The 26879-nt window shown below is 54.8% G+C and carries 26 protein-coding genes and 1 other RNA gene; 7 read left to right on the top strand and 20 right to left on the bottom strand.

Translation table 11 applies throughout. The features are described 5' to 3' along the window. Nucleotides 1-2 precede the first annotated feature (2 nt). From ACI9KD_RS06910 to ACI9KD_RS06895, 4 genes are all read right to left on the bottom strand, one after another. On the bottom strand, nucleotides 3-773 hold the full coding sequence (locus tag ACI9KD_RS06910; protein ID WP_414980428.1) for a Na(+)-translocating NADH-quinone reductase subunit C: 771 nt from the start codon (nucleotides 771-773) through the stop codon (nucleotides 3-5). Beyond that, complete coding sequence (locus tag ACI9KD_RS06905; RefSeq protein ID WP_414980427.1) at nucleotides 763-1962, bottom strand: NADH:ubiquinone reductase (Na(+)-transporting) subunit B; 1200 nt, start codon at nucleotides 1960-1962, stop codon at nucleotides 763-765. Before ACI9KD_RS06905 ends, ACI9KD_RS06910 begins: the two co-directional genes overlap by 11 nt. 3 nt (nucleotides 1963-1965) lie before the next feature. Then, complete coding sequence (locus ACI9KD_RS06900; RefSeq protein WP_414980426.1) at nucleotides 1966-3309, bottom strand: Na(+)-translocating NADH-quinone reductase subunit A; 1344 nt, start codon at nucleotides 3307-3309, stop codon at nucleotides 1966-1968. Between the two features lie 228 nt (nucleotides 3310-3537). After that, a complete protein-coding gene (locus tag ACI9KD_RS06895) occupies nucleotides 3538-5007 on the bottom strand; it encodes a glyceraldehyde-3-phosphate dehydrogenase (protein ID WP_414980425.1) in 1470 nt (489 codons plus the stop codon). A gap of 174 nt (nucleotides 5008-5181) precedes the next feature. Between ACI9KD_RS06895 and mfd the strand changes: the two genes are divergently transcribed. Both mfd and ACI9KD_RS06885 read left to right on the top strand, forming a co-directional pair. After that, complete coding sequence (gene mfd, locus ACI9KD_RS06890; RefSeq protein ID WP_414980424.1) at nucleotides 5182-8640, top strand: transcription-repair coupling factor; 3459 nt, start codon at nucleotides 5182-5184, stop codon at nucleotides 8638-8640. Beyond that, a complete protein-coding gene (locus tag ACI9KD_RS06885; protein ID WP_414980423.1) occupies nucleotides 8627-9853 on the top strand; it encodes a CsiV family protein in 1227 nt (408 codons plus the stop codon). Before mfd ends, ACI9KD_RS06885 begins: the two co-directional genes overlap by 14 nt. Nucleotides 9854-10288: 435 nt before the next feature. Here the strand turns inward: ACI9KD_RS06885 and ACI9KD_RS06880 are convergent, their stop codons facing one another. Together ACI9KD_RS06880 and ACI9KD_RS06875 are read right to left on the bottom strand one after the other, a co-directional pair. After that, nucleotides 10289-11038, bottom strand: coding sequence for an S-methyl-5'-thioinosine phosphorylase (locus tag ACI9KD_RS06880; RefSeq protein ID WP_414980422.1), 750 nt, complete (start codon nucleotides 11036-11038; stop codon nucleotides 10289-10291). Continuing rightward, the gene (locus ACI9KD_RS06875) at nucleotides 11035-12132 is read right to left on the bottom strand and encodes a mechanosensitive ion channel family protein (RefSeq protein WP_414980421.1); all 1098 of its coding nucleotides are present in this window, start codon (nucleotides 12130-12132) and stop codon (nucleotides 11035-11037) included. Before ACI9KD_RS06875 ends, ACI9KD_RS06880 begins: the two co-directional genes overlap by 4 nt. A 243-nt stretch (nucleotides 12133-12375) precedes the next feature. Between ACI9KD_RS06875 and ACI9KD_RS06870 the strand changes: the two genes are divergently transcribed. Together ACI9KD_RS06870 and lexA are read left to right on the top strand one after the other, a co-directional pair. After that, nucleotides 12376-12693 carry a DUF6763 family protein gene (locus ACI9KD_RS06870; protein WP_414980420.1) on the top strand — a complete coding sequence of 106 codons (318 nt, stop codon included), beginning with the start codon at nucleotides 12376-12378 and terminating at the stop codon, nucleotides 12691-12693. A gap of 147 nt (nucleotides 12694-12840) precedes the next feature. After that, complete coding sequence (lexA, locus tag ACI9KD_RS06865; RefSeq protein ID WP_414980419.1) at nucleotides 12841-13443, top strand: transcriptional repressor LexA; 603 nt, start codon at nucleotides 12841-12843, stop codon at nucleotides 13441-13443. Nucleotides 13444-13634: 191 nt separating this feature from the next. Here the strand turns inward: lexA and ACI9KD_RS06860 are convergent, their stop codons facing one another. The 4 genes from ACI9KD_RS06860 to ACI9KD_RS06845 all read right to left on the bottom strand — a co-directional run bounded on the left by ACI9KD_RS06860 (nucleotide 13635) and on the right by ACI9KD_RS06845 (nucleotide 17772). Next, complete coding sequence (locus ACI9KD_RS06860) at nucleotides 13635-13889, bottom strand: hypothetical protein (protein ID WP_414980418.1); 255 nt, start codon at nucleotides 13887-13889, stop codon at nucleotides 13635-13637. 83 nt (nucleotides 13890-13972) lie between these two features. Further along, entirely contained in the window at nucleotides 13973-14461 is a 489-nt protein-coding gene (locus ACI9KD_RS06855) for a hypothetical protein (protein ID WP_414980417.1), read from the bottom strand. A gap of 3 nt (nucleotides 14462-14464) precedes the next feature. Further along, on the bottom strand, nucleotides 14465-17197 hold the full coding sequence (topA, locus tag ACI9KD_RS06850; protein WP_414980416.1) for a type I DNA topoisomerase: 2733 nt from the start codon (nucleotides 17195-17197) through the stop codon (nucleotides 14465-14467). Between the two features lie 116 nt (nucleotides 17198-17313). After that, the gene (locus tag ACI9KD_RS06845) at nucleotides 17314-17772 is read right to left on the bottom strand and encodes a hypothetical protein (RefSeq protein WP_414980415.1); all 459 of its coding nucleotides are present in this window, start codon (nucleotides 17770-17772) and stop codon (nucleotides 17314-17316) included. A gap of 139 nt (nucleotides 17773-17911) precedes the next feature. On the opposite strand from ACI9KD_RS06845, the gene ACI9KD_RS06840 reads away from it, so the two are divergent. Beyond that, on the top strand, nucleotides 17912-18343 hold the full coding sequence (locus ACI9KD_RS06840) for a universal stress protein (protein ID WP_414980414.1): 432 nt from the start codon (nucleotides 17912-17914) through the stop codon (nucleotides 18341-18343). Here the strand turns inward: ACI9KD_RS06840 and ACI9KD_RS06835 are convergent. Continuing rightward, entirely contained in the window at nucleotides 18340-18654 is a 315-nt protein-coding gene (locus tag ACI9KD_RS06835; protein WP_414980413.1) for a glutaredoxin family protein, read from the bottom strand. The genes ACI9KD_RS06840 and ACI9KD_RS06835 overlap by 4 nt on opposite strands. On the opposite strand from ACI9KD_RS06835, the gene ACI9KD_RS06830 reads away from it, so the two are divergent. Beyond that, a complete protein-coding gene (locus ACI9KD_RS06830; RefSeq protein WP_414980412.1) occupies nucleotides 18653-19423 on the top strand; it encodes a TrmH family RNA methyltransferase in 771 nt (256 codons plus the stop codon). The two genes, ACI9KD_RS06835 and ACI9KD_RS06830, sit on opposite strands and share 2 nt — an antisense overlap. A gap of 12 nt (nucleotides 19424-19435) precedes the next feature. Here ACI9KD_RS06830 and ACI9KD_RS06825 read toward each other — a convergent pair whose 3' ends face one another. The 9 genes from ACI9KD_RS06825 to ffs form a co-directional block, all read right to left on the bottom strand. Then, nucleotides 19436-20611: a vWA domain-containing protein gene (locus ACI9KD_RS06825; RefSeq protein ID WP_414980411.1), complete on the bottom strand. Its 1176-nt coding sequence runs from the start codon at nucleotides 20609-20611 to the stop codon at nucleotides 19436-19438. Between the two features lie 23 nt (nucleotides 20612-20634). Continuing rightward, complete coding sequence (locus tag ACI9KD_RS06820; RefSeq protein ID WP_414980410.1) at nucleotides 20635-21480, bottom strand: AAA family ATPase; 846 nt, start codon at nucleotides 21478-21480, stop codon at nucleotides 20635-20637. A 113-nt stretch (nucleotides 21481-21593) separates the two neighbouring features. Next, nucleotides 21594-21956, bottom strand: a complete 363-nt coding sequence (locus ACI9KD_RS06815; RefSeq protein WP_414980409.1) for a hypothetical protein — start codon at nucleotides 21954-21956, stop codon at nucleotides 21594-21596. 4 nt (nucleotides 21957-21960) lie between these two features. Then, nucleotides 21961-22245, bottom strand: a complete 285-nt coding sequence (locus tag ACI9KD_RS06810) for a YcgL domain-containing protein (protein ID WP_414980408.1) — start codon at nucleotides 22243-22245, stop codon at nucleotides 21961-21963. Next, a complete protein-coding gene (gene rnd / locus ACI9KD_RS06805) occupies nucleotides 22242-23354 on the bottom strand; it encodes a ribonuclease D (RefSeq protein ID WP_414980407.1) in 1113 nt (370 codons plus the stop codon). Before rnd ends, ACI9KD_RS06810 begins: the two co-directional genes overlap by 4 nt. After that, complete coding sequence (gene recR / locus ACI9KD_RS06800; RefSeq protein WP_414980406.1) at nucleotides 23351-23959, bottom strand: recombination mediator RecR; 609 nt, start codon at nucleotides 23957-23959, stop codon at nucleotides 23351-23353. The genes rnd and recR overlap by 4 nt, the downstream gene beginning before the upstream one ends. Further along, nucleotides 23959-24282 carry a YbaB/EbfC family nucleoid-associated protein gene (locus tag ACI9KD_RS06795; protein ID WP_414980405.1) on the bottom strand — a complete coding sequence of 108 codons (324 nt, stop codon included), beginning with the start codon at nucleotides 24280-24282 and terminating at the stop codon, nucleotides 23959-23961. Before ACI9KD_RS06795 ends, recR begins: the two co-directional genes overlap by 1 nt. A 53-nt stretch (nucleotides 24283-24335) precedes the next feature. Beyond that, nucleotides 24336-26045, bottom strand: coding sequence for a DNA polymerase III subunit gamma/tau (gene dnaX / locus ACI9KD_RS06790; RefSeq protein ID WP_414980404.1), 1710 nt, complete (start codon nucleotides 26043-26045; stop codon nucleotides 24336-24338). Nucleotides 26046-26149: 104 nt separating this feature from the next. Further along, nucleotides 26150-26246, bottom strand: an RNA gene (gene ffs, locus ACI9KD_RS06785) — signal recognition particle sRNA small type. Between the two features lie 233 nt (nucleotides 26247-26479). Here ffs and ACI9KD_RS06780 point away from each other — a divergent pair. Continuing rightward, nucleotides 26480-26879 (top strand): biotin/lipoyl-binding protein (locus ACI9KD_RS06780; protein ID WP_414980403.1); only part of this gene is annotated, 400 nt, incomplete at its 3' end.

Raw genomic sequence — 26879 nt, 5'->3', positions numbered from 1 at the left:
GATCAGGCCTCCCCGTTTCGAAGGTTTGCAAGGAAAGGCGCGAAACCGTTATCGCCCAACCAAAACTCGATGAGATTTGTTACACCGCGACTGGTAAGGGTCGCTCCGGAAAGTCCATCGACCGTCCAGTCAGCATCACTGCTCGCCGGATCAACAGCGCCTTTCTTAAGGCCCAGTTCAACTTCGCCATCTCGGTAGACTTTTTTGCCCGGCCATAAGGCTTTCCAGCGAGGATTGTCTACTTCGCCGCCAAGCCCCGGAGTCTCAGCATGGTCGTAAAACCCCAGCCCGGCTACGGTATTGCCATCTGATTCCAAAGCCAGAAATCCGTACAGTGTCGACCACAGTCCATAACCATGCACAGGCAAAATAATTTTTTCGTAGTCGCCACCGTCACCACGAACCAGATAGACCTGTGCAACGGCCGCTTGCCGTCCTACTTTGGCGATATCCTCATCGCTGGGTACATCGCGGGACTGAGAAGGATTCTTCGCGGCGGCTCGTTGGTCATAACCCGTGGTAACCGTGTCCGTAAACTGACCGCTTTGCAGGTTCACAAAACGCTCTTCGATCACGGCGAACTGCTCTTCAACGCTACGCCCTTCTTCCAGCATCCCTGCTGACTGAAGGATATTGCGCTTGCGATCAAGGCTCTTGTTGGCTTCCTGCGCAGGCTTAAGTAGGACTGCTGCAGTGGACACAATCACTGAACACACAATGCACAGTGCCAGAGCCACGCCGAGAATCTTGCCGATACTATCGTTACTGGACACGGGCGAGCCTCCTTTTGATATTCGCCTGTACGACAAAGTGATCGAATAATGGGGCAAACAGGTTCGCGAAAAGTATCGCCAGCATGACGCCCTCGGGGAACGCCGGGTTGATGACGCGGATAAGAACCGTCATCAGCCCGATCAAAAACCCGTAGGCCCAACGTCCACGATCGGTCATCGCGGCCGACACAGGATCTGTCGCCATAAAAAACATGCCGAAGGCGAAACCACCGACCACCATATGCCAGTACCACGGCATCGAAAACGCCGGATTACTATCCGAACCTACAATGTTGAGAAACGAAGAAAACACAAACATGCCAAGAAACACCCCGGCCACTACACGCCAGGATGCCACTTTGGTCAGTAGCAAGATTACGCCGCCAATCATCACCATGAGCGTGGAGGTCTCTCCGATGGATCCAGGGATTGCACCGATAAACGCATCAATCCAGGTGTACTGCGCTTGGAGCGCCGTCATACCTTCAGAGGCTACGAGTCCCAGAGGTGTTGCACCACTGTAACCGTCTACCGCTGTCCATACTGCGTCTCCAGACAACTGCGCAGGGTAGGCAAAATACAGAAAGGCCCGTCCGGTAAGCGCTGGGTTGAGAAAGTTCTTTCCGGTTCCACCGAACACTTCCTTGCCAATGACAATACCGAAGCTAATACCTAAAGCTGCTTGCCACAGTGGGAGATCTGGCGGGCACACGAGAGCAAAAAGGATAGACGTTACAAAGAATCCCTCGTTGATTTCATGGCCTCGCTTCATGGCGAACAACACTTCCCAAAAGCCACCAACGACAAACGTCACAAGGTAGATAGGCAAAAAATACAGCGCGCCAAACCACATGTTGTGCCAAATATTGGCGGAATCGTTTCCGCCAACGGCCGCAATAAGCGACCCCCGCCAGCCGTCTACGCTACCGCCGGTGACCGCAAGGATTTCGTTGGCCTGAAAGCCAAGGTTGTACATCCCATAAAACATCGCAGGAAACGCAGCTAGCCACACCGTGACCATGATGCGTTTTAAATCAACGCCATCACGAACATGAGCTGTAGAGCGCGTCACTGACGACGGTTTAAAAAAAATCGTATCTACCGCTTCAAACAGCGGGTAGAAATTCTGATAGCGCCCGCCGTCCTGGAAATGATGCTCCACGCCGTCAAGCCATTTACGTAAGGCCACGACTTAACCCTCCTTCTCTATGCGTGTCAGGTTATCCCTAAGGATAGGCCCGTATTCGTATTTCCCCGGGCACACGTAGGTGCACAGGGCGAGATCCTCTTCATCTAACTCCAGACATCCCAGAGCTTGCGCACTCTCTGTATCTCCCACGATGAGGGATCTCAGAAGCTGCGTTGGTAAAATATCCAGCGGCATAATTCGCTCATAGGCGCCCACCGGGACCATAGCCCGCTCACTACCGTTAGTAGTGGTCGTCATGGGAAGTGGCTTGCGCCCAAAAAAACTACTCAGATAAATACCGAGACTTGAGTGTTTATTAGCGCCTAGACGCAAATAATGCAAAAACTCTCGCTCGCGGCCTTCTTGCAGAACGCATGCTTGGAAGTGATACCGCCCCAAATAGGCTGTCGCACCTGACACTTTGCGACCGCCCAGCACAGAACCCGATATGAGACGGTTCTCGCCGGGCCTGACTTGCCCAGCGACCAGCGCCTCGAGGTCTGCTCCCATCCGTGTACGCAGCAAGCGAGGATTCTCGACCTGGGGCCCAGCCAATGCCACAACACGCTCAGTCCACAGTCGACCATCTAGAAACAGTCTACCGATGGCAATAATCTCCTGATAATTGACCGTCCACACGGCGCGATCGGCGCTGGCACCAAAGAGAAGATGCACGTGTGTACCCGACAGTCCCGCCGGGTGTGGGCCTGCAAACTCTTCGCGCTGGATATTGCCCGCACTTCCGCCGGGAATCTTCGAGCCTGGCGCAGTACACAAGTGCAAGGATCCAGAGGTCTGCGTGGCGAGCAGGTCCAGCCCCAAAGAAAACGCCTCTTCTTGCTCAGCGATAACAAGCGCCGGATCGGCGGCTAAGGGATGCGTATCGATTGCAGTGACAAAAATGCCCGCGGGCTGGTGGTCTGGCGAAGGCACCGCACTGAATGGGCGCGTGCGCAAGGCTGCCCACTGTCCAGACGCCAAAAGCTGCTCGCGCACGGCTTCCGCCGACAGGCCTCGAGCCTGGTCACCCGTGTAGGTACCGAACGAGAGCGCATCATCCCCCTCGATATCAATAACCACAGACTGCAGCACACGCTTTGCGCCACGATTTATCGCAGAGACGACACCTGATGCTGGTGCAGTGTAATGAACACCTTCTGTCTTCTTGCAACTAAACAAAATTTGCCCGCACTGAACCCGGTCTCCGGCCTGTACGACCATGGTCGGCTTCATGCCGACATAGTCACCACCAAGTATGGCAACGGCACGCGCCTCCGGAGCGTCATAAATCTTTTGCTCGGGCGCACCTTCAATAGGGATATCAAGCCCCCGCGATATTTTGATCATGTAATCCGCCTGGATTGTCGTTGTGTATCAAACGAATGGGCCAACACCATTGCAAAGGCCCGAAAAGTACGCCGCTGGTGTTGACCTTGAATGACTTACCGACTCGCTTCGCTTACCCGACGCGCCGGCTTCAAGGCGCCGGCATTATAGCGAAGCGTCGGCCACTCCCGCTACTCACATAGGCGTCTATTTATCGCTATCGACGAGGAAAAATCGAGGCCGAATATGCTAGGCCTGCCTGGGATACACCGCGTAGTTGACCCCTGCCATGCGTTCCATGACCCGGTAAACCTGGCAGCTATAGCCGAATTCATTGTCATACCAAAGGTACAGAACCGCCTGATTGCCACTCACTATCGTTGCTCGCGCGTCATATACACACGCTGTTCGCGACCCAACAAAGTCTGAGGACACAACTTCCGGGGAGTTTGAGTAGTCGATTTGGCGACGCATGCTGGAATGCAGAGCCATATGACGCATGTACTCGTTGAGCGACTCGACGTCCGTTTCATCTCGCAAAGTAAGATTAAGGATCGCCATAGATACGTTAGGCGTCGGCACTCGTATCGCGTTACCCGTGAGCTTACCCGAGAGCTGCGGGAGTACTTTAGCGACAGCTTTGGCTGCACCTGTCTCGGTAATGACCATGTTTAAAGCAGCACTGCGGCCTCGTCGATCGGCTTTATGATAATTATCGATGAGGTTCTGGTCGTTGGTATAGGCATGTACGGTCTCTACGTGGCCGTGCAAAATACCAAACTTATCGTCGATTGCCTTTAAAGGCGGCACGATCGCGTTCGTCGTGCAAGAAGCTGCAGATATAATGGTGTCGTCGGCGGCTATATCTTCATTATTGATGCCTGCAACAATGTTCTTGATATCACCCTTACCCGGCGCTGTAAGAATAACCTTTGCCGCGCCTTTGGATTTCAAATGCTGGGAAAGCCCTTCTTCGTCCCGCCACACACCGGTATTGTCGATGATAATCGCGTTGTTGATACCGTAGTCTGTGTAATCAATGCTGTCTGGAGAGCTGGCGTAGATCACTCGCACTTCATTGCCGTTGGCCACAAAGCTCTGACGCTCTTCATCGACACGAATCGTGCCGTTGAATGCTCCGTGCACTGAATCCCTGCGCAGCAGACTGGCACGCTTCTCTAAATCGTTAGGCGCATTACCCTTGCGAACGACCACCGCGCGCAAGCGAAAAGCTTCACCACCTGCAGCTTTATCGATGAGAATTCTTGCTACAAGCCGGCCAATACGACCGAAGCCGTACAGCACAACATCCATAGGTTCTTGCGCAGGTTTGGCATCGCCATCTATCAGATAAGCGAGTTGCTCGCGCACATACTCGTCGACACTCAATCCCTCTCCGTGGTTCTTGTCGTAGTAATTCACGGCAAGGCGGCCAACGTCGATGTGCGCAGGACCCAGGTTCAGCTTACTCATTGCCGTAAGCACCGGGTGGGTTTCACGCTCAGAAAGCTCATTGCCTTCAACTTGACGCACATAGCGATGCGTCTTCATCAAGTCCAGTACGGAGGTGTTGACCAGCGAACGGTCGTAGCAAAAGCACTTCACGCTCTTCTCGCGAGCCAGACGGCCCACCAGAGGAATAATGTCCTCAGCAAGGGCTTCACGTTCTTTCCAATCTTTAAAATAATCGTCTGGGCGTGGTCGTTTGCGGTCCGTCACAGATAATATCCTTTAGTGGCGCGGTAGTCGCGAAGCAATACTTTAAGGCCCGCATTATCCTCGGCCGGCAAGTTGCCCGCAACATGACAAATGTTGCGTTGCTCACAGTTTGGAGCACTGGGCCACCTCGCTCTACAATAGCGACCCGCTTCCCGCTGAAACTTTCCGACTCCTATGCTGTTCGCCCCACTGCTGGACAAATCTCCCTGGCCTACCAAGACCGGTACCCGCACTGCCATCGGCCCGTTTTTCGGGAGCACCGCATCATTGTGTATCGCGGAGCTGGCGACGCCTGATCGATTGCTCGTCGCTTTCACGGAAGATACTGCCCAGACGCAAATGCTGGCCCGAGAACTACCGTTCTTTCTGCCTCCGGACTGCGAGATATTGCAGCTGCCGGACTGGGAGACATTACCCTACGATAACTTCTCGCCTCACCAAGACATCGTTTCTGAGCGCCTGAGAACACTGCATCGCTTACCTCACACCCAGCGAGGCGTGCTTTTGCTGCCCATGGCAGCACTGATGCAGCGGCTGCCGCCACGGCACTACATTGAAGCGAACAGCCTGCTCCTTGAAGAAGGCCAATCACTCGATATCGAAGCACTGCGCATCGCTCTTACAAAAAGTGGCTACCGTGCAGTAGATACCGTATATGAACACGGGGAGTTTGCCGTCCGTGGATCGCTCATGGACATCTATCCCATGGGCAGTAAGTTACCGTTACGCATTGATTTGCTCGATGACGAAATAGACTCTTTGCGGTGTTTTGATCCCGAGACTCAACGTACCGTCGAGAAACTCTCGAAGATAGACCTGTTGCCCGCCCGGGAATTTCCTTTGGACAAACCCGGCATTAAGGCATTCCAACAGCGGTGGTATGCCCGCTTTGATGTCGATCACGATCAGTGCCCCATATTCACTGAACTCAGTAATGGACGCGCTCCCGGCGGCGCCGAGTACTACCTTCCACTGTTCTTTGACGCCTGCGAATCGCTTTTGGATTACCTCCCCGAAAACGCGGCGCTGCTGACCCTTGGCGATCATTACACCGCCGCATCGAGATTTTGGGACGAAGCCTCACGGCGCTTTACCGATTACGGCGTCGACCCTCGGCGCCCACTCCTGTCTCCCAAAGAGCTGTTTACACCGGTAGAGGAGCTATTCCAGAAGCTTGGGGAGCATGCGGTACTGGAACTACGCCAAACCGGCGAAGCACCGGCGCATATCAAGACTGGCATCGAACCACCACCACAGCTTCTCGGTGGCGAAAGTGAAACCGGACTTGCAACGCGTCTAAAAACACTTTTGCAAGGCCACAGTGGGCCGGTCTTGCTCTGCGCGGAGACCCAGGGTCGCAGAGAGATACTGCTGGAGTCTCTTGATACCCCGCCGCTGGAGGTCGCGAGCTGGGAGGAGTTCCTCGCTTCCGGGACACAGTTTGCCCTCGCAGTAGCCCCCATCGATCGAGGGATCAATCTCGGATCATCCGCGCCAATGCTGATCACGGAAACACAGCTGTTCGGAGAGCGTGTTGCGCAACGTCGCCGGCGCCGCGGTCGTGACGCCCTGGACCCAGAAGCCATCTTCCGTGATCTCAACGAGCTCAGACATGGTGCACCCGTGGTCCATGCTGAGCATGGCATCGGGCGATATGTGGGATTGATGCACCTAGAGGTAGACGGTTCCGCCGCAGAGTTCCTGACCTTGGAATATGCGGATCAATCCAAGCTATATGTCCCTGTCGCCTCATTGCAGCTCATCAGCCGCTACGCCGGCAGTAATCCTGATCACGCGCCGCTGCACCGCCTGGGTTCAGAGCAATGGGATAAAGCGCAGCGTAAAGCGCGGGAAAAAGCTAATGATGTCGCGGCCCAACTGCTTGAAGTCTACGCGCGCCGGGAATCTCGTCAGGGGGTGCAGTTTGCTAATCCAGAAGAAGACTACGAGCGCTTCGTTGCAGGGTTTCCCTTCGAAGAGACACCTGATCAGGCTGCCGCTATTGAGGCTGTTGAACAGGACATGTGGGCCCCGGGCGTGATGGATCGCCTGGTGTGTGGTGATGTGGGCTTTGGCAAAACCGAAGTCGCCATGCGCGCCGCTTTTATTGCCACGGCTAATCTGCGCCAAGTGGCGGTACTGGTCCCTACCACCCTCCTCGCCCAGCAGCACTACAACTCCTTTCGCGATAGATTTGCGAATTGGCCGGTAAAAATTGAAGTGATCTCCCGCTTTCGTGCCGCCTCCGATACGAAAGAAGTCATCAAACGTTTGGCCGCTGGAGAGGTGGACATCCTTATCGGAACGCACAAGCTCATCCAGAGCGATATTAAGTTTGCAGACCTGGGCCTTCTCATCATTGATGAGGAACATCGTTTTGGCGTACGGCAAAAAGACAGTATTAAAGCTCTGCGGGCCGAAGTGGATATTCTGACGCTCACGGCAACACCCATCCCGCGAACATTAAATATGGCGCTGGGAGGCATGCGGGATCTATCAATCATTGCCACGCCCCCGGCACGCCGCCTGTCCATCAAAACCTTCGTTCGAGAGCAGGATCGCGGCCTCATTAAAGAAGCAGTGCTTCGAGAAACACTTCGCGGCGGGCAGGTGTTCTACGTCCACAATGAAGTTCGAACAATAGAACAGCGGGCCGCGGCCTTGCGTGAACTACTACCTGATCTATCCATAGTCGTCGCGCATGGCCAAATGCACGAAACTCAGCTTGAGCGAGCAATGTCCGACTTTTATCACCAACGACATCACATTCTTATCTGTTCAACCATCATCGAAACCGGCATCGATATTCCCAATGCCAATACCATCATTATCGACAGAGCCGACAAGTTTGGATTGGCGCAACTCCATCAGCTACGAGGCCGTGTGGGGCGGTCGCACCATCAAGCTTACGCGTATCTTCTCTGCCCACCTGCCTCGGCGATGACCACCGACGCTGCTAAGCGCCTTGAAGCCATCGAGGCGGCAGGTGAGCTCGGTGCGGGCTATCAGTTGGCAACACACGATCTGGAGATTCGGGGTGCTGGTGAGTTGCTGGGCGATGAACAGAGCGGCCAGATTCAAAGTGTCGGTTTTGCCATGTACTCACAGTTGTTGCGCCAAGCAGTAGAAGCATTGCGCCGGGGAGAGATTCCCGATGTAGACGCGCCGCTTCAAGCTATCACCGAGGTTAATCTTCACAGCCCGGCGCTCATTCCCGATGACTATCTCCCGGACCCGAACATGCGTCTAATCCTCTACAAGCGCATCGCCGCTTGCGAGAATGATATGGCGCTTCGAGAGATGCAGGTGGAAATGATCGATCGCTTTGGACTACTGCCAGCGCCAGTGAAAGGCTTGTTTAGCGCAAGCTCTTTGCGACTCCTGGCACAACGATGTGGTATCAAGGCACTGGAGCTTGGCGAGGCGGGAGGGCATATCGACTTTATGGACAATACCAATGTGGATCCACTTCAACTGGTAACCCTGGTTCAGGAGCAGCCGCATCACTACAAGCTATCAGGGCCCACTCGCCTGCGCGTCGAACGAACACTTCCCGACATCAAAATGCGAGAAGAGCTCGCAAGAGAGTTACTGCAACGACTAGCGGGAGACCTTCTTGATGAAGCTGCATAAAGTTTTCATGCTAACGCTACGCTCCCTTGCCCTTCCTTATCTTGGTTTTTTTGCTCTGGCGTCGCAGGCTGAGGTGCCGGAGGAATTGGCAGAGAATTGGTATCGCACGGAAGTTTTGGTTTTTGTTCGAAGCAATGCCGATAGTCGTCTTGCGGAACAGTGGGAGCCCCTACCCACGCTGGAGTACCCGGCAAAACATCGCTACTTGCTTGATCCCGCGACCGCAGACCGTCGCCTGGAAGAAAGTCAGTCCTACTCAAGCACCATCGACAACCGGGGTGTCCAGACGCTTACGGTGCCTGCTCCCATTAAAGAAGTGCTTGATCACTCTCGTCCCGACGCATTGACAAGCGCTGCGATCGACTTGGATCTGCTGCTGCCAGAAAGTGTCGAAAGCGAAGCTGACATGAATACCGTAGAGGGCCTGGAGGATCCCAACAATCCGGCCTTGGATCCCAATAACCCAGAAATTGATCTCGAAAGTCCGGTCATCGCCCTGCCCTATGAATTGCTGGGCAACGATAGCCTGGGGTTTCGAACACAGGCTCGCAGCCTACGTCGTCAGGGACACCGTGTCGTCTTCCATGGAACTTGGTGGGCAATGCTTGATGAGGCGGATCAGACTCCGGCGGTGATTATGGATCGCTCTGGAGATATGGATAGCCGCGATTGGCCAGCACTGCAAGGCAGTCTCCAAATCTACCGTTCCCGTTATCTGCATATCGCTCTGGATCTGTGGCTCAACACACAAGGTGAGTACCTGCCCGAAGGCTGGCAGATTGCAGCACCGCCACTACCTGCATCATCGCTGATGGCAAAGACTCTGGCTGGGGTGGAGATCAACCCCTGGTCACCAACGGAGAGTGTTAATGTCGCGTCAACTGCTCCGGCGATGCTTAACGAGCCTGAGTCACCCATCGATCCCAACACCGGGGAAGGCGTTAGTCCGGGAGCCCCAAAAGAGACCCAAAGTACTCCCGAGTACCCGTGGCGCCATGCCATCGTGCATCGCCAAAGTCGTCGGATGCGCTCCGGAGAAGTCCACTATCTGGATCACCCCGTCATCGGCGTGATTGTGAAGGTAACGCCCATGAGCGCTGAGGAGCTGCCGCTTCTCGATCAGCAAGAACGAGAGTTTCGCGAGCGTCACTCACTACCCATCGAATTGCTGCCTCTGCCTCTGGACCCGGACTCTCTAAACGCGATCCCCTAGGCCTTTATAGGGTTCATCGCGGATTTCTGGGATCCTCGTTCTTCGAGTATGGCTTCGTAGTGGCTCTTGGCGGCCCGTCCCCGCCTTACTCGAGCTGCTCGCGCATCTCCATCGGCGCCCGCACATTAAACAACGCACTCGACGGACCCTCGAGCAAAGCGGCGCCGATCCGCTACCAGGCATCGAGACATGCTGGCACTGTCGAAACAGCGCTCTGATGTCGCACAGGCAAGGCGAGGTAGGTGGTAGTCCTTTGAGCGTCCGTCGAGTGCTTCTAACAGTGATAGGGCCTTTCTGGAGATGCGCGAGCAGCTCAAAGGACTACCGTCTGCCTCGCCGACTTCTCGGCCTGGGCTCCGGTCGTCAAAAAAGGCCTGTGGACCAATAGCTGACGCTGCGCGCACACCCTGGCCCCGCGAATCCGCGATGAGCCCTTTATATTCCCGTCTGACGTCGCAGAAAAGCCGTGACAAGAGCGCCAAAGCGTTCAGTTTCTCGACGCAGCGTCTCTCGTATGACGTCCATAGAGAAGGGCTGATCACCCATACCGGCTGCGGCATTCACTACCATGCATACAGCGGCATAGGGAATGTGCAGTTCTCGTGCTAAAGCGGCCTCGGGCATGCCCGTCATTCCGATAAGGTCGCAGCCATCTTGCGCAAAACGCGTTATCTCAGCGGCGGTCTCCAGTCTGGGCCCTTGTACGACGCCAAGCACAGCGCCATCTAGATGAGGCACGTCTGCAGCCACTGCCGCACTTAAAATCTCGCTTCGCAAGGTCTCATCATACGGACGGGTGAAATCAACATGCAGAAGCTCTCCACGGCTCCCGTCATCAAAACTGTGCTCCCGTCCCCAGGTGTAATCAATGAGTTGATGAGGGATAACAAGCTTCCCCGGGATCATCTGAGAGTTAACCCCGCCTACAGCATTCGCTGCAAAAATCCGCTCCACACCCAATTCACGCAAAGCCCAGATGTTGGCACGATAATTCACCAGGTGCGGCGGGATAGGCTGCGCACCGCCTCCGTGTCGGTGCAGGAAGAACAGCTTGCGACCCGCGAAAACTCCCTCCTCAATTGCCATGGACGGCTGGCCATAGGGCGTATCCACCGCATGCGATGCCACCACCTCTAAGCCGGCTAGCCGAGTGAGCCCTGTGCCGCCTATGAGACCCAGACTCATGCGTTGGGGACCTCGTCGGGGCCCTGCATATGTAGCGTACGGGTTGGAAACGCTATATCAGCTCCATGCTCATGAACAACCTCGAGAACTTTTAACAACACATCCTGTTTCACAGCGTGGTACTCCACCCAGTTAGTCGTTCGGGTATGGCAATACAAAAAACAGTCCAGGGATGAACCACCAAAGGACCCAAAATTAACAATGATTGTTTGACCAGTATCGATGGCCTCGTGGGCTTCAAGCATCGCCCGAACCGCGTCAACGACAGCTGATAGACTCCGGCTATCGTCATAGCGTAAACCAAACTTTTCATAGATGCGCCGATTGAGCATACGCGACGGGTTTTCGATCACGATCTGACCGAAAACAGAGTTTGGAACATACAAGGGGCGCTTATCAAAGGTACGAATACGCGTCACTCTCCAACCAATATCTTCTACGGTGCCCTCCAACGCTCGATCGGGCGATCGCACCCAATCTCCAATGGTAAAGGGACGATCCATATATATACCGAGACCACCAAAGAAATTGGCTAGTAAGTCCTTTGCCGCGAATCCAACGGCGATACCGCCTATGCCACCGAACGCCAACAGTCCCGACACCGACACGCCCAGCGTTTGGAGAAGCATCAACGCCGTTACCAACCACAGAGCGACTCGCAGCAGCCTCGCGGTAGAGCGCACCGTTGCTTTGTCGACCGACGCTCCATCCGCGAACTTTGCGAGCAAGACCTGCTCTTCGACATTGGCGATGAGCCGGTGCAAAAACCACGGCACCAGCAGCACAAGGGAAGCGTGAAGCGTTGTTAAGGCGATGGAACGCACTGACGCCAGCGCCGGCAACAACGCAAACAACAGGGTCAAGAGTAACAGCCACCAGGCAAGCTTGGCGGGTGCCACGAGCGCCGTGACAAAAGCATCGTCCCACTGCTGCTCCGACTGCTGAGCCAAACGATGCAGACGATTAAATGCGGCACCAATGATCCATTGGCCCACAAGGACAATAGTTAACAAGCCCCCTACCGCTACCCAGACCCAGGGCAGATTCAAGCCATTGGCAACGTGTGCAAAAGCAACCGTGAGTTGTGATTCCATGTCGGTCCCGAGTCATTTTTAGACTATTTGAGCATGTAGAGAATGCCCTTAAGGCGGCGAAAGTATAACAGCGCCTCGGCGAGCTAAGACGATTTGTACGACACCATGCTCAAGTGATTGAATAGGCTCAGTTCGCCGAAAAATGCTCTACGCATGGTAGACAATGATGGTCGCACACGTTATTTATTGGCACTGGTAACTCCCGAAATTGCTGGTAGCTTAAGTGCCCCTAGGGAGAAAGAAATGAGTCAATTTGTTCCAACAATCGGACGCTGGTATCAGGATCGCGAGAGCCGTCAGCTGTTCGAAATTGTGTCAATGGACTTAGACGAAGCCAATGTACAGGTACAGTATCTCGATGGCGAGCTTGCCGATTTTGAATTCGATGTATGGGCAGAGCTCAATCTTGCAATCGCTGCTGCACCCGAAGACTGGCGGACCGCTTTTGAGCTCGATCTCGCCGATGAAATTGACCCGGATGCCGCCATGCATCCCCTGCAATGGGCCAGCCCCTTATCAAACATAGAGCCTGATACGGTACTCGGGCTCGACGACCTTTAGTTCGCAGATGTACCGCCCCGAAGGAGCTTAATCTCTGGCCGACTACGCGACTGCCCTTGGGTAGCTGAGCACTGCGCATCAGGCACGGTTGCCCCCAAAGATTTACTGTATATAATCACAGGCACTGTATGAATTCACAGGTGCCTCATGCTCAAGCTTACCGCCCGTCAGGAACAGGTTCTGGATGTCGTCCGCCGTCACATCGGCAACACAGGTATGCCTCCTACCCGGGCCGATATTGCCCGCGAACTGGGCTTTAAATCAGCTAACGCTGCCGAAGAGCATTTAAAAGCCTTAGCGCGCAAAGGGGCCATCGAAATTATCCCGGGCGCGTCCCGAGGAATCCGACTCCCCGAAGATAGCGGACTCCCTATCGTAGGTCGGGTCGCCGCGGGAGAGCCTATCCTTGCCGCCGAAAACATTGAAGAACACTGCGCTGTGGATCCATCCTTATTTCACCCACGGGCAGACTATTTGCTTCGAGTGCAGGGCGACAGCATGATCAATGTGGGCATTCACGATGGCGATTTACTCGCGGTCCACAGCACCCCGATCGCGGACAACGGTGCCATTGTGGTGGCCAGAATCGATGATGAGGTTACCGTAAAGCGCTTAAAACGCGGACGTGATAAGCGTTATCTGCAGTTGCTGCCGGAAAACGACAGCCTGTCTCCGATCGACGTCGATCTTGCAAAGAGTAGCTTCGCTATCGAAGGCCTGAGTGTCGGAGTGATTCGCCGCTCGCTCTAGGCAAGGCTATGGGCGGTTCTAACAAGCCCTGGAGTCAGCTATAAGAAAGACAAGTCAGAAGGAAAGGTCAGAAAGAAAAGTCAGCAGTGCTAGAAGGCACCGCCAGAGCTTTTTAAAGCTTCCTGAACGGGGGCCATAATAGGGTCGCCTTCACCGCGACCAGCTTAAACGCAGCCGGCCACCTCCCGGAGTTAATGCAGGGTGCGGGGGGCCGTCTGGGTGGGCTCAGTTTCTACCTCGACGTCCGTCTGCTCCGCAATCTGTGCGGCAGCCTGAATACCGGCTTGGAGCATGGCTTTCGCCACTTCCAGCCCCTGATCCAGGATGTACATTCGGGATTCGTCAGAGAAGCTGATGGTAACGAGGGGCTCGCTGTCGTCATCAGCACGCTGTAGCACTATGTCGCCATCACCGAGATCAACGATCTCGAGCAAAGATGTAGGCACGCAGTAACCTCTAAGTGAGAGTTGCAACTCAATGTTAGCAGCCCTGCTCCCCTAGTCACAAGTCGCGTTCAAAATACCTGCGACTAATACTCAGCCAGGGAGTCGTCCATCCGCGTCATGATCACTGCCAGCGCATCCGCCCAAGCAAGCACTACGGCATAGCCTGGTGGCTGGCGATCACTCACCAGCAAGCTCTGACCCGGCCCTGTAGGTAGTGTTGCAATGTTCCCGGGACTCTCATCGGTCTCATCCATGAGCAACTGGGAAAGCCATCCTGAGTTTTCCAGCTGAGCAAACTCTGCGATTTCGGGAATACGTGCGAGCCCTGCTTCGGGCCCACAAAGATCCCGAGTACTTCGGGGTAGATCCGTGGCGAGTGAATCATCAACGCCAGAAACCGATAACAGAAACCAACCGTAAGCCTCTACCAGGTGCAAGCGCACCGCAGGAACAAACCCCCCGAGTAGCGCCAGCTCCGCATGAGTACTCTCAGTCCTCATGCGATCCCACGCCTCAAGAAGAATGCGTGCGCGATACAGCGCCCGGTTTGCTTCGCCTCGAGTACGCGACAAAGCTCAGGACGCCTTCGGACTCTTTGCCTTAACTTTGGCTTTGGCTTTGGCTTTAGTCTTGGTCTTGGCCTTTGCCTTGGCCTTTGCCTTGGCCTTTGGTTTGCGCTTTGGCGCCTCTTGCACCTGCCAACGACCCCCGTCGTAAAACGCCTTCCAACCGGTTGCCTTGTCGTCTTCCTCAGTCATTACATACTGTTCTTTGGTCTTTCGGCTGTAGCGAATCTGCGCGGGATTCCCATCGCCATCTTCGACTGGAGCGTCGAACAGAAACGTGTACTTCGGATCAATCTCAGACGTGTGGGGCAACAACTCCCGCACCAGCGGCGCTCGTGTCTCGCGGTGCTTGGGAAACTGGCTCGCGGCAAGGAACAGGCCGGCCGCGCCGTCGCGAAGCACGTAATGATCCTCGACTTTGTCGCAGATCAGTTCGGGCATTTGCACCGGATCCATCTTAGGTGGCGCAGGCTCGCCACTTCGCAACAATTTACGGGTGTTCTTACACTCGCTATTGGTACAACCGAAATACTTACCGAAACGTCCGGTCTTAAGCTGCATTTCGTTGCTGCACTTATCGCATTCCAAAATCGGGCCGTCATAGCCCTTGATCTTGTACTTACCTAATTCAACTTCAAAGCCAGAGCAGTCCGGATTGTTGCCGCAGACGTGCAGCTTTCGATCCTCGTCGATGAGGTAACTATCCATGGCGGCATTACATGTTTTGCAACGATGCTTACTGCGAAGAAGACGTGATTCCGCTTCGTCGTCGGCATCGGCGTCTATGGCCTCATCGCCGGCAGTCAGATTCACTGTTTCCTTGCAACGCTCTTTTGGCGGTAAGGCATACCCGGAACACCCAAGAAAAACACCGGTGCTTGCTGTGCGAATCTGCATGGGAAGCCCGCAGGCTTTGCAGGGAATATCCGTCATTGTCGGCGCGTTCGTTTGCATGCCGTCAGGCTCGGGCAACTCGGCCCGCTCAACCCGCTGCTTAAAATCGCCGTAAAAATCATCCAGAAGCTTACGCCAATCCAATTTGCCGTCAGCTACGGAGTCCAGGTGCTCCTCCATGCCTGCGGTAAATCCGTAATCTAAAAGATCGCTAAAACTATTCTCGAGACGATCGGTCACTATTTCACCCATTTTTTCGGCGTAAAAGCGTCGATTCTCCAAACGTACGTAACCGCGATCCTGAATCGTTGAAATAATCGATGCGTAAGTCGACGGCCGACCTATTCCGCGTTTTTCAAGCTCGCTGACCAGCTTTGCCTCACCGTAGCGTGATGGCGGCGTAGTAAAGTGCTGAGCAGGCTCCAGTGTCAGCAGAGACAGTACATCCCCTTTTGACAGGTCCGGCAGTACCGTGTCTTCAGCCTTACGCCCCTGTGTTAGTTGTACGCGCGTGTAACCGTCAAAACGTACGATACGGCCGCGGGTAGCCAGATGAAATTCGCCCGCGCTTACGGTAATTGTCGTGGACGTGTATTCCGCCGCCGGCATCTGACCCGCGACAAACTGACGCCAGATCAATTCGTACAAGCGCTCAGCATCTCGCTCCATATTCTGCAGATTCCCCTGCAGCACATTGACATCAGATGGACGAATCGCCTCGTGAGCTTCCTGTGCGTTGTCACTGGACGAATAGCGGGCCGCCTCATCAGGCAGGTACTGCTTCGGATAGTTTCCCTTGATGTAGTCCCGGCACGCTGCGACCGCGTCCACGCTCAAGTTTGTGGAATCCGTTCGCATATACGTGATGTAACCGGCCTCATAGAGTCGCTGAGCTAGCATCATGGTTTTCTTAACGCTAAAGCTCAGGCGGGTGCTCGCCGACTGCTGCAGCGTTGACGTAATGAAAGGGGCCGGTGGCTTGGAACGCGTAGGCTTGTCTTCACGGTCGCTAACGACGTAGTCAGCTTTTGCCAGGGCTTCATGTGCCGCCATGGCGTCTTTTTCGTTATTCGGACGGAACTTCTCGCCTCGCAACCGACGAACCTCAAAGCGTGCTTTTTCAGCTGCTTTATTCTCAAGGTCCGCATGAATCTCCCAGTATTCCTCGGGTACGAAAGCGCGAATTTCGCGCTCCCGCTCGACAATCAAGCGTACAGCCACCGATTGAACACGCCCCGCCGAGAGGCCTCGAGCTACCTTTGCCCACAGCAAAGGCGACACCATATAGCCAACAACACGATCAAGGAAACGCCGCGCCTGCTGGGCGTTTACCCGAGCCTGATCGATTCTCGATGGCTTAGAGAAGGCTTCTTGAATCGCTTTCTTGGTTATCTCGTTAAAGACCACGCGTTGGTAGCGGTCATCATCTCCGCCAATTGCCTCGCGCAAATGCCATGCGATGGCCTCTCCTTCACGATCAAGGTCAGTCGCGAGATAGACAGTGTCAGCAGTCTCAGCCAGCTTACGCAACTCTGAAACAACCTTCTCTTTACCCGGTAGAATTTCGTAATTCGCCGCCCAGCCCTGATCAGGGTCAATGCCCATACGGCGAATGAGTTGCTCCCTAGCCCGCGTCTTCTTGTGCAGCACTTTTTCGTCCGGAGACATTTTTCGTGTCTCTGCGGCCTTAGCGGCACGTTCCTTGGCGTCCGTTGTTTTTGCGGAACCCGCGGTGGGCAAATCGCGAATGTGGCCCACACTGGACTTCACGACAAAGTCGTTTCCCAGATATTTATTGATCGTCCGGGCCTTGGCAGGAGACTCGACGATGACGAGAGATTTACCCATGGGGGTTTAAAGCCTGTTGTTAAAAGTTAGTGTGCAGAGCAATTTAAGGGCCGTCGAAACGGTTGGAGGAGCGCATATATATAGCTCTGCCGTGGTCCGGTCAAGGGAACCCGTCTTTAATTCGACAGAAGATCCTCCCTCCACTGCATTAACAACAGGGCTATTTCGCGCACCAGACTTTCATCGCCCTGCTCTTGCCAAAACACCCCACAGCTCTCTTCAGAAACGCCTACGGCCAATATCGAATCGGGCAATTTGGCCACAATTGGAGGCAACTCAAGGCGCCCGGGACGACTATTCCAATCTTCTCGCTCGCGGTACCACGCGAGTCGTTTGCGCGTTGTTTTTCGGGACGCTGGGAGCCGCAATCCGTAATACAAAACCTGGCGTTCCGTGGCTGCAAGCCGTGCGAGCCGCTCTGGCCCAAGGGGTAGATCCCTGAACTCTACAAACAGCCCTGCTAGCGCAGCGGACTCCCGAAGCTGAGCCTGATGGCGCTGTCGCTTGGTGGGCATGAAGTGCCATAGCGGCGCTAATGCCAGCAACACAATCAGGGCAATAATGCTGTATCCCACAAAAACTCCTACATTCTATTGATTCAATCGATGTTTTTGACACAAATCACTGTGATATAACTAAGATATTGAAAGAGCGCATGCTAGCAGCAGTCTTGCAAGGCGCCCTAACCATCAACGCTCAGGCGTGGAGAAATTTATGTCCCACTACAACAAGATTCTCATGGCGGTCGATCTCAGCGAAGATTCAGATACCGTCGCGGAGCGCGCTTTAGCTATTGCCCGCAACAATGACGCCGAGCTACATGTCATCCATGTCATAGAGCCGCTCAGCTTCGCCTACGGTGGCGATATCCCGATGGACTTTTCAGGAATACAAGATGAAATCCATCAACAAGCAGAGCAGCAGCTAGATAAGTTTGCGCTCAAGCACGGCGTCGACGAAGCACACAGACATGTCGTGTTAGGTCGGCCAGAAGTCGAAATACACTCCCTGGCAGAACAAACCGGTGCTGGACTGATAGTGGTGGGTAGCCATGGCCGCTACGGCTTGGCACTTATCATGGGGTCGACAGCAAATGGCGTACTGCACGGCGCCAACTGCGACGTACTCGCGGTGCGCGTCGGTTAAGGCCCGCTAGTCACAAGGAACGCGCGCAGTGTTTGAGCATTGAAAGGCCAGCGAAGCTCCTTACCCTCTGTGCCCACGTCTGCAGCACCTCTCTCGACCTTGTGTAACACCGGGATCAACCAGCCGTAGCGATCAAAGAGTATGTCATCGTTGGCAATATCAACTACCTCCCAGCACAAGTCCTCGCTCAACGCTTGCTGCGCGCGCAACAGTGCCTCTGCCTCTTCACAAAGATGGCAGCCGACCGTGCTGTAGAGAATTAGCGGCACTTCGTTCATCATCCCGCCCATTTGGACTATCGAGTTTAGCATGAGTGAATTCCGCAAACCGGACCGCCAGGAACGCAGGCGCTTCCTCACGATCTACGGTCGTAAAGCTGTTTTGGAAGCGCTTCAAGATCGACAAATGGACTGCCGTATCCTCCACATAGCCAAAAGCAATCGCAGTGGCGGTATCTTGCGGGAGATACAGGACGCAGCCCTTGCGAAAGGCCTGGATTGCAGGGAGCACAGCCGCGAAGAGCTTGCGCGTATTTCCCGCAACGGGCGTCAGGATCAAGGCGTCGCCTTAGACGTCTATTGCCAGGCTATGCGGGAGCTGGATGACTATCTCGACGCCCTTTCAGACGCGCCCCAGAGGATACTTGCTCTGGATGGGGTGACCAATCCACAGAACATGGGCATGGTCATCCGCAGTGCTGCTGCGGCCGGTATAGACGGGGTGCTGTACGCAGATCGGGGCAATCCCGCATTGGGACCGCTGGTGATAAAAGCCAGTGCAGGCACCGTGTTTCGCGCGCCACTATTGCGCTGCCAGACGCTATTACAAGCCAGCAAGTCGCTGTGCGGCAGCGGATTCGTGCTCTATCGACTCCAAGCGGACGCAGCGCGCACCCTCTTTGATGGGCAGCCATTCGCTCAGCGAGCTCTATTTGTACTTGGGGGTGAGTCCGACGGCATCTCCAGGGAGCTCTCATCGTTGCCAGGAGAGAACCTTTCTATTCCCATGGCTAATGGGGTGGAGTCACTCAACGTCGCGGTTAGCGGCGCGCTGGTCGCCTACCTTGCTGCCATGCAATAAAACCCCTGCCGCTTAGCGCGACAGGTAGGTCATGGCGTCTTCCAGGCCTTTGAGCGTCAGCGGATGCATACGTCCTTCCATGAGCTTGTGGGTAATGGAAATCGACTGCGTGTACTCCCACTCGTCTTGAGGTACCGGATTAATCCACACCGCTTTGTTATAGGTTTCAAGAACTCGGCGCATCCAAACCTCGCCGCTCTCCTCATTCCAATGCTCGACGGAGCCGCCCGGCTGAACAATCTCATAGGGCGACATTGACGCGTCGCCAATAATGATCACTTTGTAGTCATGCGCATACTTATGCAGGATATCCAGCATGTTCGTTCGTTCAGCATGTCTTCGCACATTGTTCTTCCAAACACTTTCATAAAAGAAATTGTGGAAGTAAAAACTTTCCATGTGCTTAAACTCAGTGCGCGTCGCAGAGAACAGCTCCTCGCACACTCGTACGTGTGGATCCATCGATCCACCCACGTCAAAGAACAACAACACCTTCACCGAGTTGTGGCGCTCCGGGACCATTCGAATATCTAGCAACCCCGCATTGCGCGCGGTTGAGCGAATAGTGTCATCGAGGTCAAGCTCATCCGCAGCACCGTTGCGCGCAAACTTACGCAAACGCCGCAGGGCCATCTTAACGTTTCGAGTACCGAGCTCGATGCTGTCGTCAAGATTTTTAAAGTCTCGACGGTCCCAAACTTTAACGGCTTTGCCATTGCCGCCATTGGGACCTACACGAATGCCTTCAGGGTGATAACCCTGCTGCCCAAAGGGTGAAGTGCCGCCAGTGCCTACCCACTTATTGCCGCCTTCATGACGCTTTTTTTGTTCATCGAGGCGTTTCTTAAACTCCTCGATAAGTTTTTCCAGGCCCCCAAGAGACTCAATCTTCTCTTTCTCTTCTTCAGACAGCTGCTTCACAAACTCACTGCGTAACCAGTCGTCGGGGATCATCGCCTCAATAACGTCATTAAGGTCCTGAAGCTCCTCAAAATGCCGGCCAAACGCCTTATCAAAGCGATCGAAATATTTTTCGTCTTTGACCAGGCAAGTGCGACTAAAGAAATAGAAGTCTTCCGCACTGCCAAAGGCCACATGCTTGGTCAGACCTTCGTAGAGATCGAGAAGCTCCCGGGTAGTCACTGGAATCCCAGCGTCACGCAGAGAACTGAAGAAATTTATCAACACGCTCAGGCCCTCAAGTCAGCCGCTTAACGCGTCTCTCGGCGATGCATGAAAGCGAGCCGCTCAAGCAGGTGAACGTCCTGCTCATTCTTCAGCAACGCGCCATACAACGGCGGTATGGCCTTAGATTGATCACGCTCGCGAAGGATCTCATCGGGGATATCGTCCGCCATGAGCAACTTAAGCCAATCGATGAGCTCCGAGGTGGAAGGTTTCTTCTTGAGGCCTGGAACGGAGCGAAGATCGAAGAACACCTCCAGTGCCTCTTGCACCAAGGTCTGCGTAATATCCGGGTAGTGGACATCCACAATTCGCTGCATGGTGGTCTTGTCCGGGAATTTAATGAAGTGGAAAAAGCAGCGCCGCAAAAATGCATCCGGCAGCTCTTTTTCGTTATTACTGGTGATGATAATAATCGGTCGTCGGGTTGCCTTAATGGTCTCGCCTGTTTCGTAGACGAAGAACTCCATGCGATCGAGCTCCACCAGAAGATCATTCGGGAATTCGATGTCCGCCTTGTCGACTTCATCAATGAGCAAAACAACTTGCTCTTCGGCCGTAAACGCTTCCCAGAGCTTGCCTTTCTTAATGTAGTTTTTTACATCATGAACCTTGTCACCACCTAGCTGGGAATCACGCAAACGAGATACAGCGTCATACTCATATAGACCCTGCTGGGCCTTGGTGGTGGATTTGATATGCCACTGAATCAGGGGCATACCCAATCCTGCAGCAACCTCTTCGGCAAGCATGGTTTTACCCGTGCCGGGCTCTCCCTTAATCAGCAGGGGGCGCTGGAGAGTAACTGCCGCATTTACGGCCAAGCTCAAATCTTCAGTAGCAACGTAACGCTCAGTACCTTCAAACTTCATTGACGGGGCTCCACAATTTTAAAATGGGAATCAGTGCTGTAGGGCTACTGATCAGAAATGTAAGGGGTCGCAAGGGTAACCAACACTAGCAAGGGCGAGCAAGCTGGGAACACTCAGGCCTGGGACTCATTCGAAACTGACCGACGACCAAGCCACGCCAGAATTAGCGCCAGAAGGATACCAAAAACGACACTAGTACCGGTAAACAACAGCAACGGTCGCAGTGCGTGCGCAGCCGCCTCCTGCCCCTGACTTAACCACTGGAAGGCCACGACCACCAACGCAGGCGCTAGCGTATCCGCCTCAGGCTGAATAAACGCAGGTGTTAAAAACAAGCTCAAAACAGGCAGTGAGAGCAATATCTTGAGCCCAAGGGGTAATCTGCGCAGCAACCAAAAATTTATCAGGGCAACCGCTAGCAACGTCGACAGCGCGTACACAATCAATGCGCTCAAATAAGCAGTTTCAGTGAGCATTGCCCTAGTCCTTGATCGTTAAAGAACTTAGAAGCGACTCCGAGAAAGACGCTGGTGGCATTTGCACGTAAAAACCCTTGCTCTCCAGGTCCCCCAAGACCGTCGCTGTGTCCGCCATCGCCAGCTTTCGACCGGGATCCAACACCAGTACCAGTGCCGACTCAGGACTACCGAAGACCGTTAACAGGCTTTCTGGCACACGCTCAAGACCCTCTTCACGCTTCACATAAAGATACATACCCGCTTTACGGGGACTGCGAAAGACTTCGCACAAGGTCTTCGTAGTCACGCAGCCCCCGGCAAAAATGCTCTCAAGGGGGCAATCACCGCATCAGCACGCCAACCCTGCCACCGCTGGGGCTCAACGATGTCCGCGCCCGATGCCTCGCGCACAATCAACTCAAGATCAGCGGTGGATATAAGGATTTCCGGAGCAACGTTCATGTCCTCTGCAACTCCTCGCGCAAACTGACGCAGCGCCTTCAAAAGATTGCGCTGTGGTGTCGCCAATGGCCCAGGGAGAGCCACAGGCAGCTCAGCAACCGGCAGCTCCTGCGCAGCTCGAACACAGCCAAGCAAGGTTTCGCCTTGCTTTCGCAACACCGACGAGGGCAGAACATCGAGTTCTGCCAGAGCGTCGGGCTCACCGGGCATAGCCTGCGCAATAGCGATACAGGCCTTATCATCCACAATCCAGCCTCTGGGCTTGTCTACAGAGCGGGCGACGCCTTCTCGCCACTCGCAGATTTGCCGTAGCGCCTCTAGTTGCAAAGGTGACAGGCGCGATGCTGATTTAAGTCGACGATAAACATCTTTATCGCGATCAATGAGCAGGCGAATAGCCTCCTCGCCCTCGGCCAATATCCAGTCCATACGGCTTTGGGATTCAGCCAACTCCCTGAGAATCTTCCACGCAGGCACGAGTTCGAGCACGTCCAGCGCAGCGTAGTGACATTGGGACTCACTTAAGGGGCGTTTCAACCAATCCGACCGCGTCTCCCCTTTGTCCAACTCCACACCCAGGAGCAACTCAATAAGTGCCCGGTAACCCAAACCAAAGCCCTTACCGAGCAGTGCCGTCGCGCGCTGGGTGTCCACCAACGGAGTCGGCACGATGCCCAGCCAATACCTGAAGACCTCGAGGTCTTCACTACAGGAGTGCAATATTTTTAAACACTTTGGATCCGTCATCAGTGTTCGAAGTGACTCAAGCTCACTCACCTTCAGAGGATCGATAAGCCAGGCGTGATCGTCTGTGCACAATTGCAGGAGGGCTACATGCGGGTAGTAACTATTTCGTCGCATGAACTCGGTATCTACCGCCACCTCGGTGGCGCCGCTCAGAGTTTCCAGCGCTTGTGCAAGAGCCTCATCGCTTTCTACCAACGTCCAGTTCATGAGCCGCTCACCGGCTGACGACCGGTAAACGCGTGTGCCAGCGTTGAACCATCAACATATTCAAGTTCTCCGCCCAAAGGAACGCCATGAGCGATACGTGACAGCCGGGGAATCAACGGCCCTAGCATGCGAGTAATGTAATAAGCGGTAGCCTCACCCTCGACGGTGGGATTGGTAGCCAGAATAACCTCCTGAACCTCTCCGTCGCGGGCCAGTGCTTCAAGAATCGGCAAACCAATCTCCTCCGGCCCTATGCCGTCAATAGGCGAAAGATGCCCCATGAGTACAAAATAACGACCACGATACCCGCCGGCCTGTTCAATGGCCAAAATATCGCCAGGCGTTTCAACGATGCAAAGCAGCGTTGCATCTCGCCCTGCATCCGAACAAATCCCGCACAAAACCGCCTCTGCAAGATTGCGACATTGCTGACAGCGTCCAACACGCTCCACAGCATCAGCCAGCGAGCGGCTCAGAGTGACGGCGCCCTCGCGATTGCGTTCAAGTAAGTACAGCGCCATGCGCTGTGCAGACTTTGGCCCCACGCCAGGAAGACATCTTAGGCCCTCGATCAAGGCATCCATGGATGGACTAAAGCGATACATCAGAAAGGAAACTTGAAGCCAGACGGAAGGGACAGGCCGCCGGTAAGATCCTGCATCGCTTCACGATTGATCTCTTCAACGCGTCGGACAGCGTCGTTAACGGCCGCCGCAAGCAAGTCTTCCAATACCGCTTTGTCTTCGCTAAGAACGCTGGGGTCAATATGCACTCGGCGAACATCATGTCGTCCTGTCATGGTGACGCTTACCATTCCTGCCCCAGACTCGCCGACTACTTCGCGCTCAGCCATCGCCTCTTGTGCTTTTTGCATGTCAGCCTGCATCTTCTGCGCCTGCTGCATAATGTCACCCAAACCGCTCTTCATCTCGCTTATCTCCTTTACTCAATCTGTAAACGCCAAGCTTGTTGAGTTACTGGTTAAGGAAGTTCAACCTTCACTGAGCCCGGTAACACCTTTGCGTCAAACTCCCGGACCAACTGCATGACTTGTGGATCTTCGTTGATTTCGGCTTCTGCAATCGCCTGACGCTCCCCCTCAAGTCTTGACCGACGTATAGCGGGGGTTTCTTCATTCACTGGGCCAGGCGTAATTGCCACCTGGCAATCTTCTTCACGCCACGCTGACAAGGCCTTGGCGACTACTGCAACATGCCGCTCGTTAAACAAGTTGGCACGATTCTCGTCCAGGATCATGTGCCAGGACGGGCCGTGGACACTTTCAATTACGCAATGCGACGCGATGTTAAGCGCGCTACCGCTAAGCCCAAGCGCTGCGAGAATTTGGTACCAGGGTGCTCCTGCTTCCGACCTCTGTGCATTCGACTCCGGGGCCGACGAAATAGTCGGCGGCTGCGACTCAGGCTCCTCGTGAGCACTCTCTTCCCGCGCACCCACTTCCCGCGCACTCTCTTCCTGCGCACTCCGTTTCGGACTGCCCATCGCCGCCGAGGGCGGCTCAGGCTTTTTTACGGGTTCATCGACCTCCGCGGCCGGCGCGCCGGACTCTACCAGGTCATCTGCTGTCAACGCTGGGTCTAACACCACAACTGGACGAAATGCCAGCAATCGAAGAACAAGCATCTCAAACGCTGCTCGCGGTTCGCTCGCCTGGAGCACCTGCGACCGGGCACTTTGCGCGAGTTCATAAAACAACTGAACGTCCTCCGCAGTCATCCGCCCCGCGAGATCTGCCAAACGCTCTGCGTCGCCAAACTCGCGGTCGATCGCTCCGGGCACCGCCTGTGCCAGTGCACTGCGATGCAGCACGCTACTTAGCTCATCTACTGCTGACGCAAAGTCCACGCCCTGTTCATCCATCTGCGCGCAACTTGATATCAGAGCCTTAGCATCATCATCAAGCAGCGCCTCAAGTAACTCATACACATGCCGGCGATCCACCGAACCCAGCATGCTGGCCACTTCCGCATCGCATAACGCGCCATCACCGAAGGCAATTGCCTGATCGGTAAGACTCAAAGCATCGCGCATGCTACCCGCAGCGGCTCGCCCAAGCTGCCAGAGGGCCGGCTCATCAAAATTGACTTTTTCCTGCGTCAGAACATCCCGCAGATGCTCCACAACGCGCTCAGCCGACATATTCTTCAAATTGAACTGCAGGCACCGCGATAGCACGGTCGCCGGCAATTTCTGGGGATCAGTCGTCGCGAGCAGAAATTTAACGTGCTCCGGAGGTTCTTCCAAAGTCTTTAGCAGAGCATTGAATGAATGCCCGGACAGCATGTGCACCTCATCGATGAGGTAAACCTTATAGCGAGAACGTGTCGGTGCGTATTGCACGTTATCCAGTAATTCGCGGGTATCTTCGACCTTGGTTCGAGACGCTGCATCGACCTCAATCAGATCGACGCTGCGACCCTCACTAATCTCTACGCAACTGCCGCACTCGCCACAAGGCGTGGCGCTGACGCCCTTCTCACAGTTCAGGCAGCGCGCAAGAATACGGGCAATCGTCGTTTTACCGACACCGCGGGTCCCGGTGAATAAGTAGGCGTGATGAAGCCGATTGCTGTCCAACGCATGGCGCAGGGCCTGCAACACATGCTCCTGGCCAACCAGGGCATCAAATGTGGCCGGACGCCATTTGCGCGCCAGCACCTGATAGGACATGTCGATTCCGTAACTGGACGTCCCGTTTATCGGTCCGTCATCTCTGACCCAGTTAACTCACAAGCGTATATACACGAGGTGCAACCGAGCCGAAATGGAAGCGGCCCGAACAGCCACACCCCGGCACATGTACCAGCAATTACCGTTGCTCCCTTCCGGGCCTGGCGGAATTCACTGCCTGACATTGCGAGGGGACCGCCCGGGCCACCCTAATACCCCAACAATCGGGGACGCGCATTGTCGCCAAATCCCTTCCTGGGGGCAAGGTGAAAGACTGACTCATTCCGATGTACAGCTAATGTCCACGGCTTGCAGAGCTATTGTTGGCAAAAGACAGAGGCAATGCATCCAGTACGCCGGTATACGCGTAGATGTTAGTACTTCTTACATTGATGTTATAGTTCGTAACATTGCTTCCATCAGGAATTTTCTGCATGACCACCACGCGCACTAACAAAGCCTGGGCCAGCAATGCCCTGGCTTTTGCCACGGCAGCCACAGTGACGGCGATAGTAACCTTTACTCTTCATGCTCGGGTCGCCGCGGACGAAACGCCCAATTCACGACCGCCAATGCCCGTTGCCCAAACTCAATACAAACTGCAGCTGTCATTTGAGCGAGAGCAACGATTTCTGGGTTTGATCCAAGCCGCCAGTCGTAGTCAAATCGGCTTTGAAGTCCCCGGCGCCATCTCCGAGATACTCGTTAGTGAGGGTCAGGCTGTGGCTGCGGGCAGTCCCCTTGCCAGCTTGGACACCCAAGCACTGGTCGCACGCCGAGCTGCCGCCGCCTTCGACGTCGATCGCGCCAGCGCAGAGCTGGAGTTAGCCAGCG

It is taken from the genome of Congregibacter sp. (assembly GCF_047617445.1).
GTDB lineage: Bacteria > Pseudomonadota > Gammaproteobacteria > Pseudomonadales > Halieaceae > Congregibacter.
This window is presented reverse-complemented; position numbering and strand designations above follow the sequence as displayed.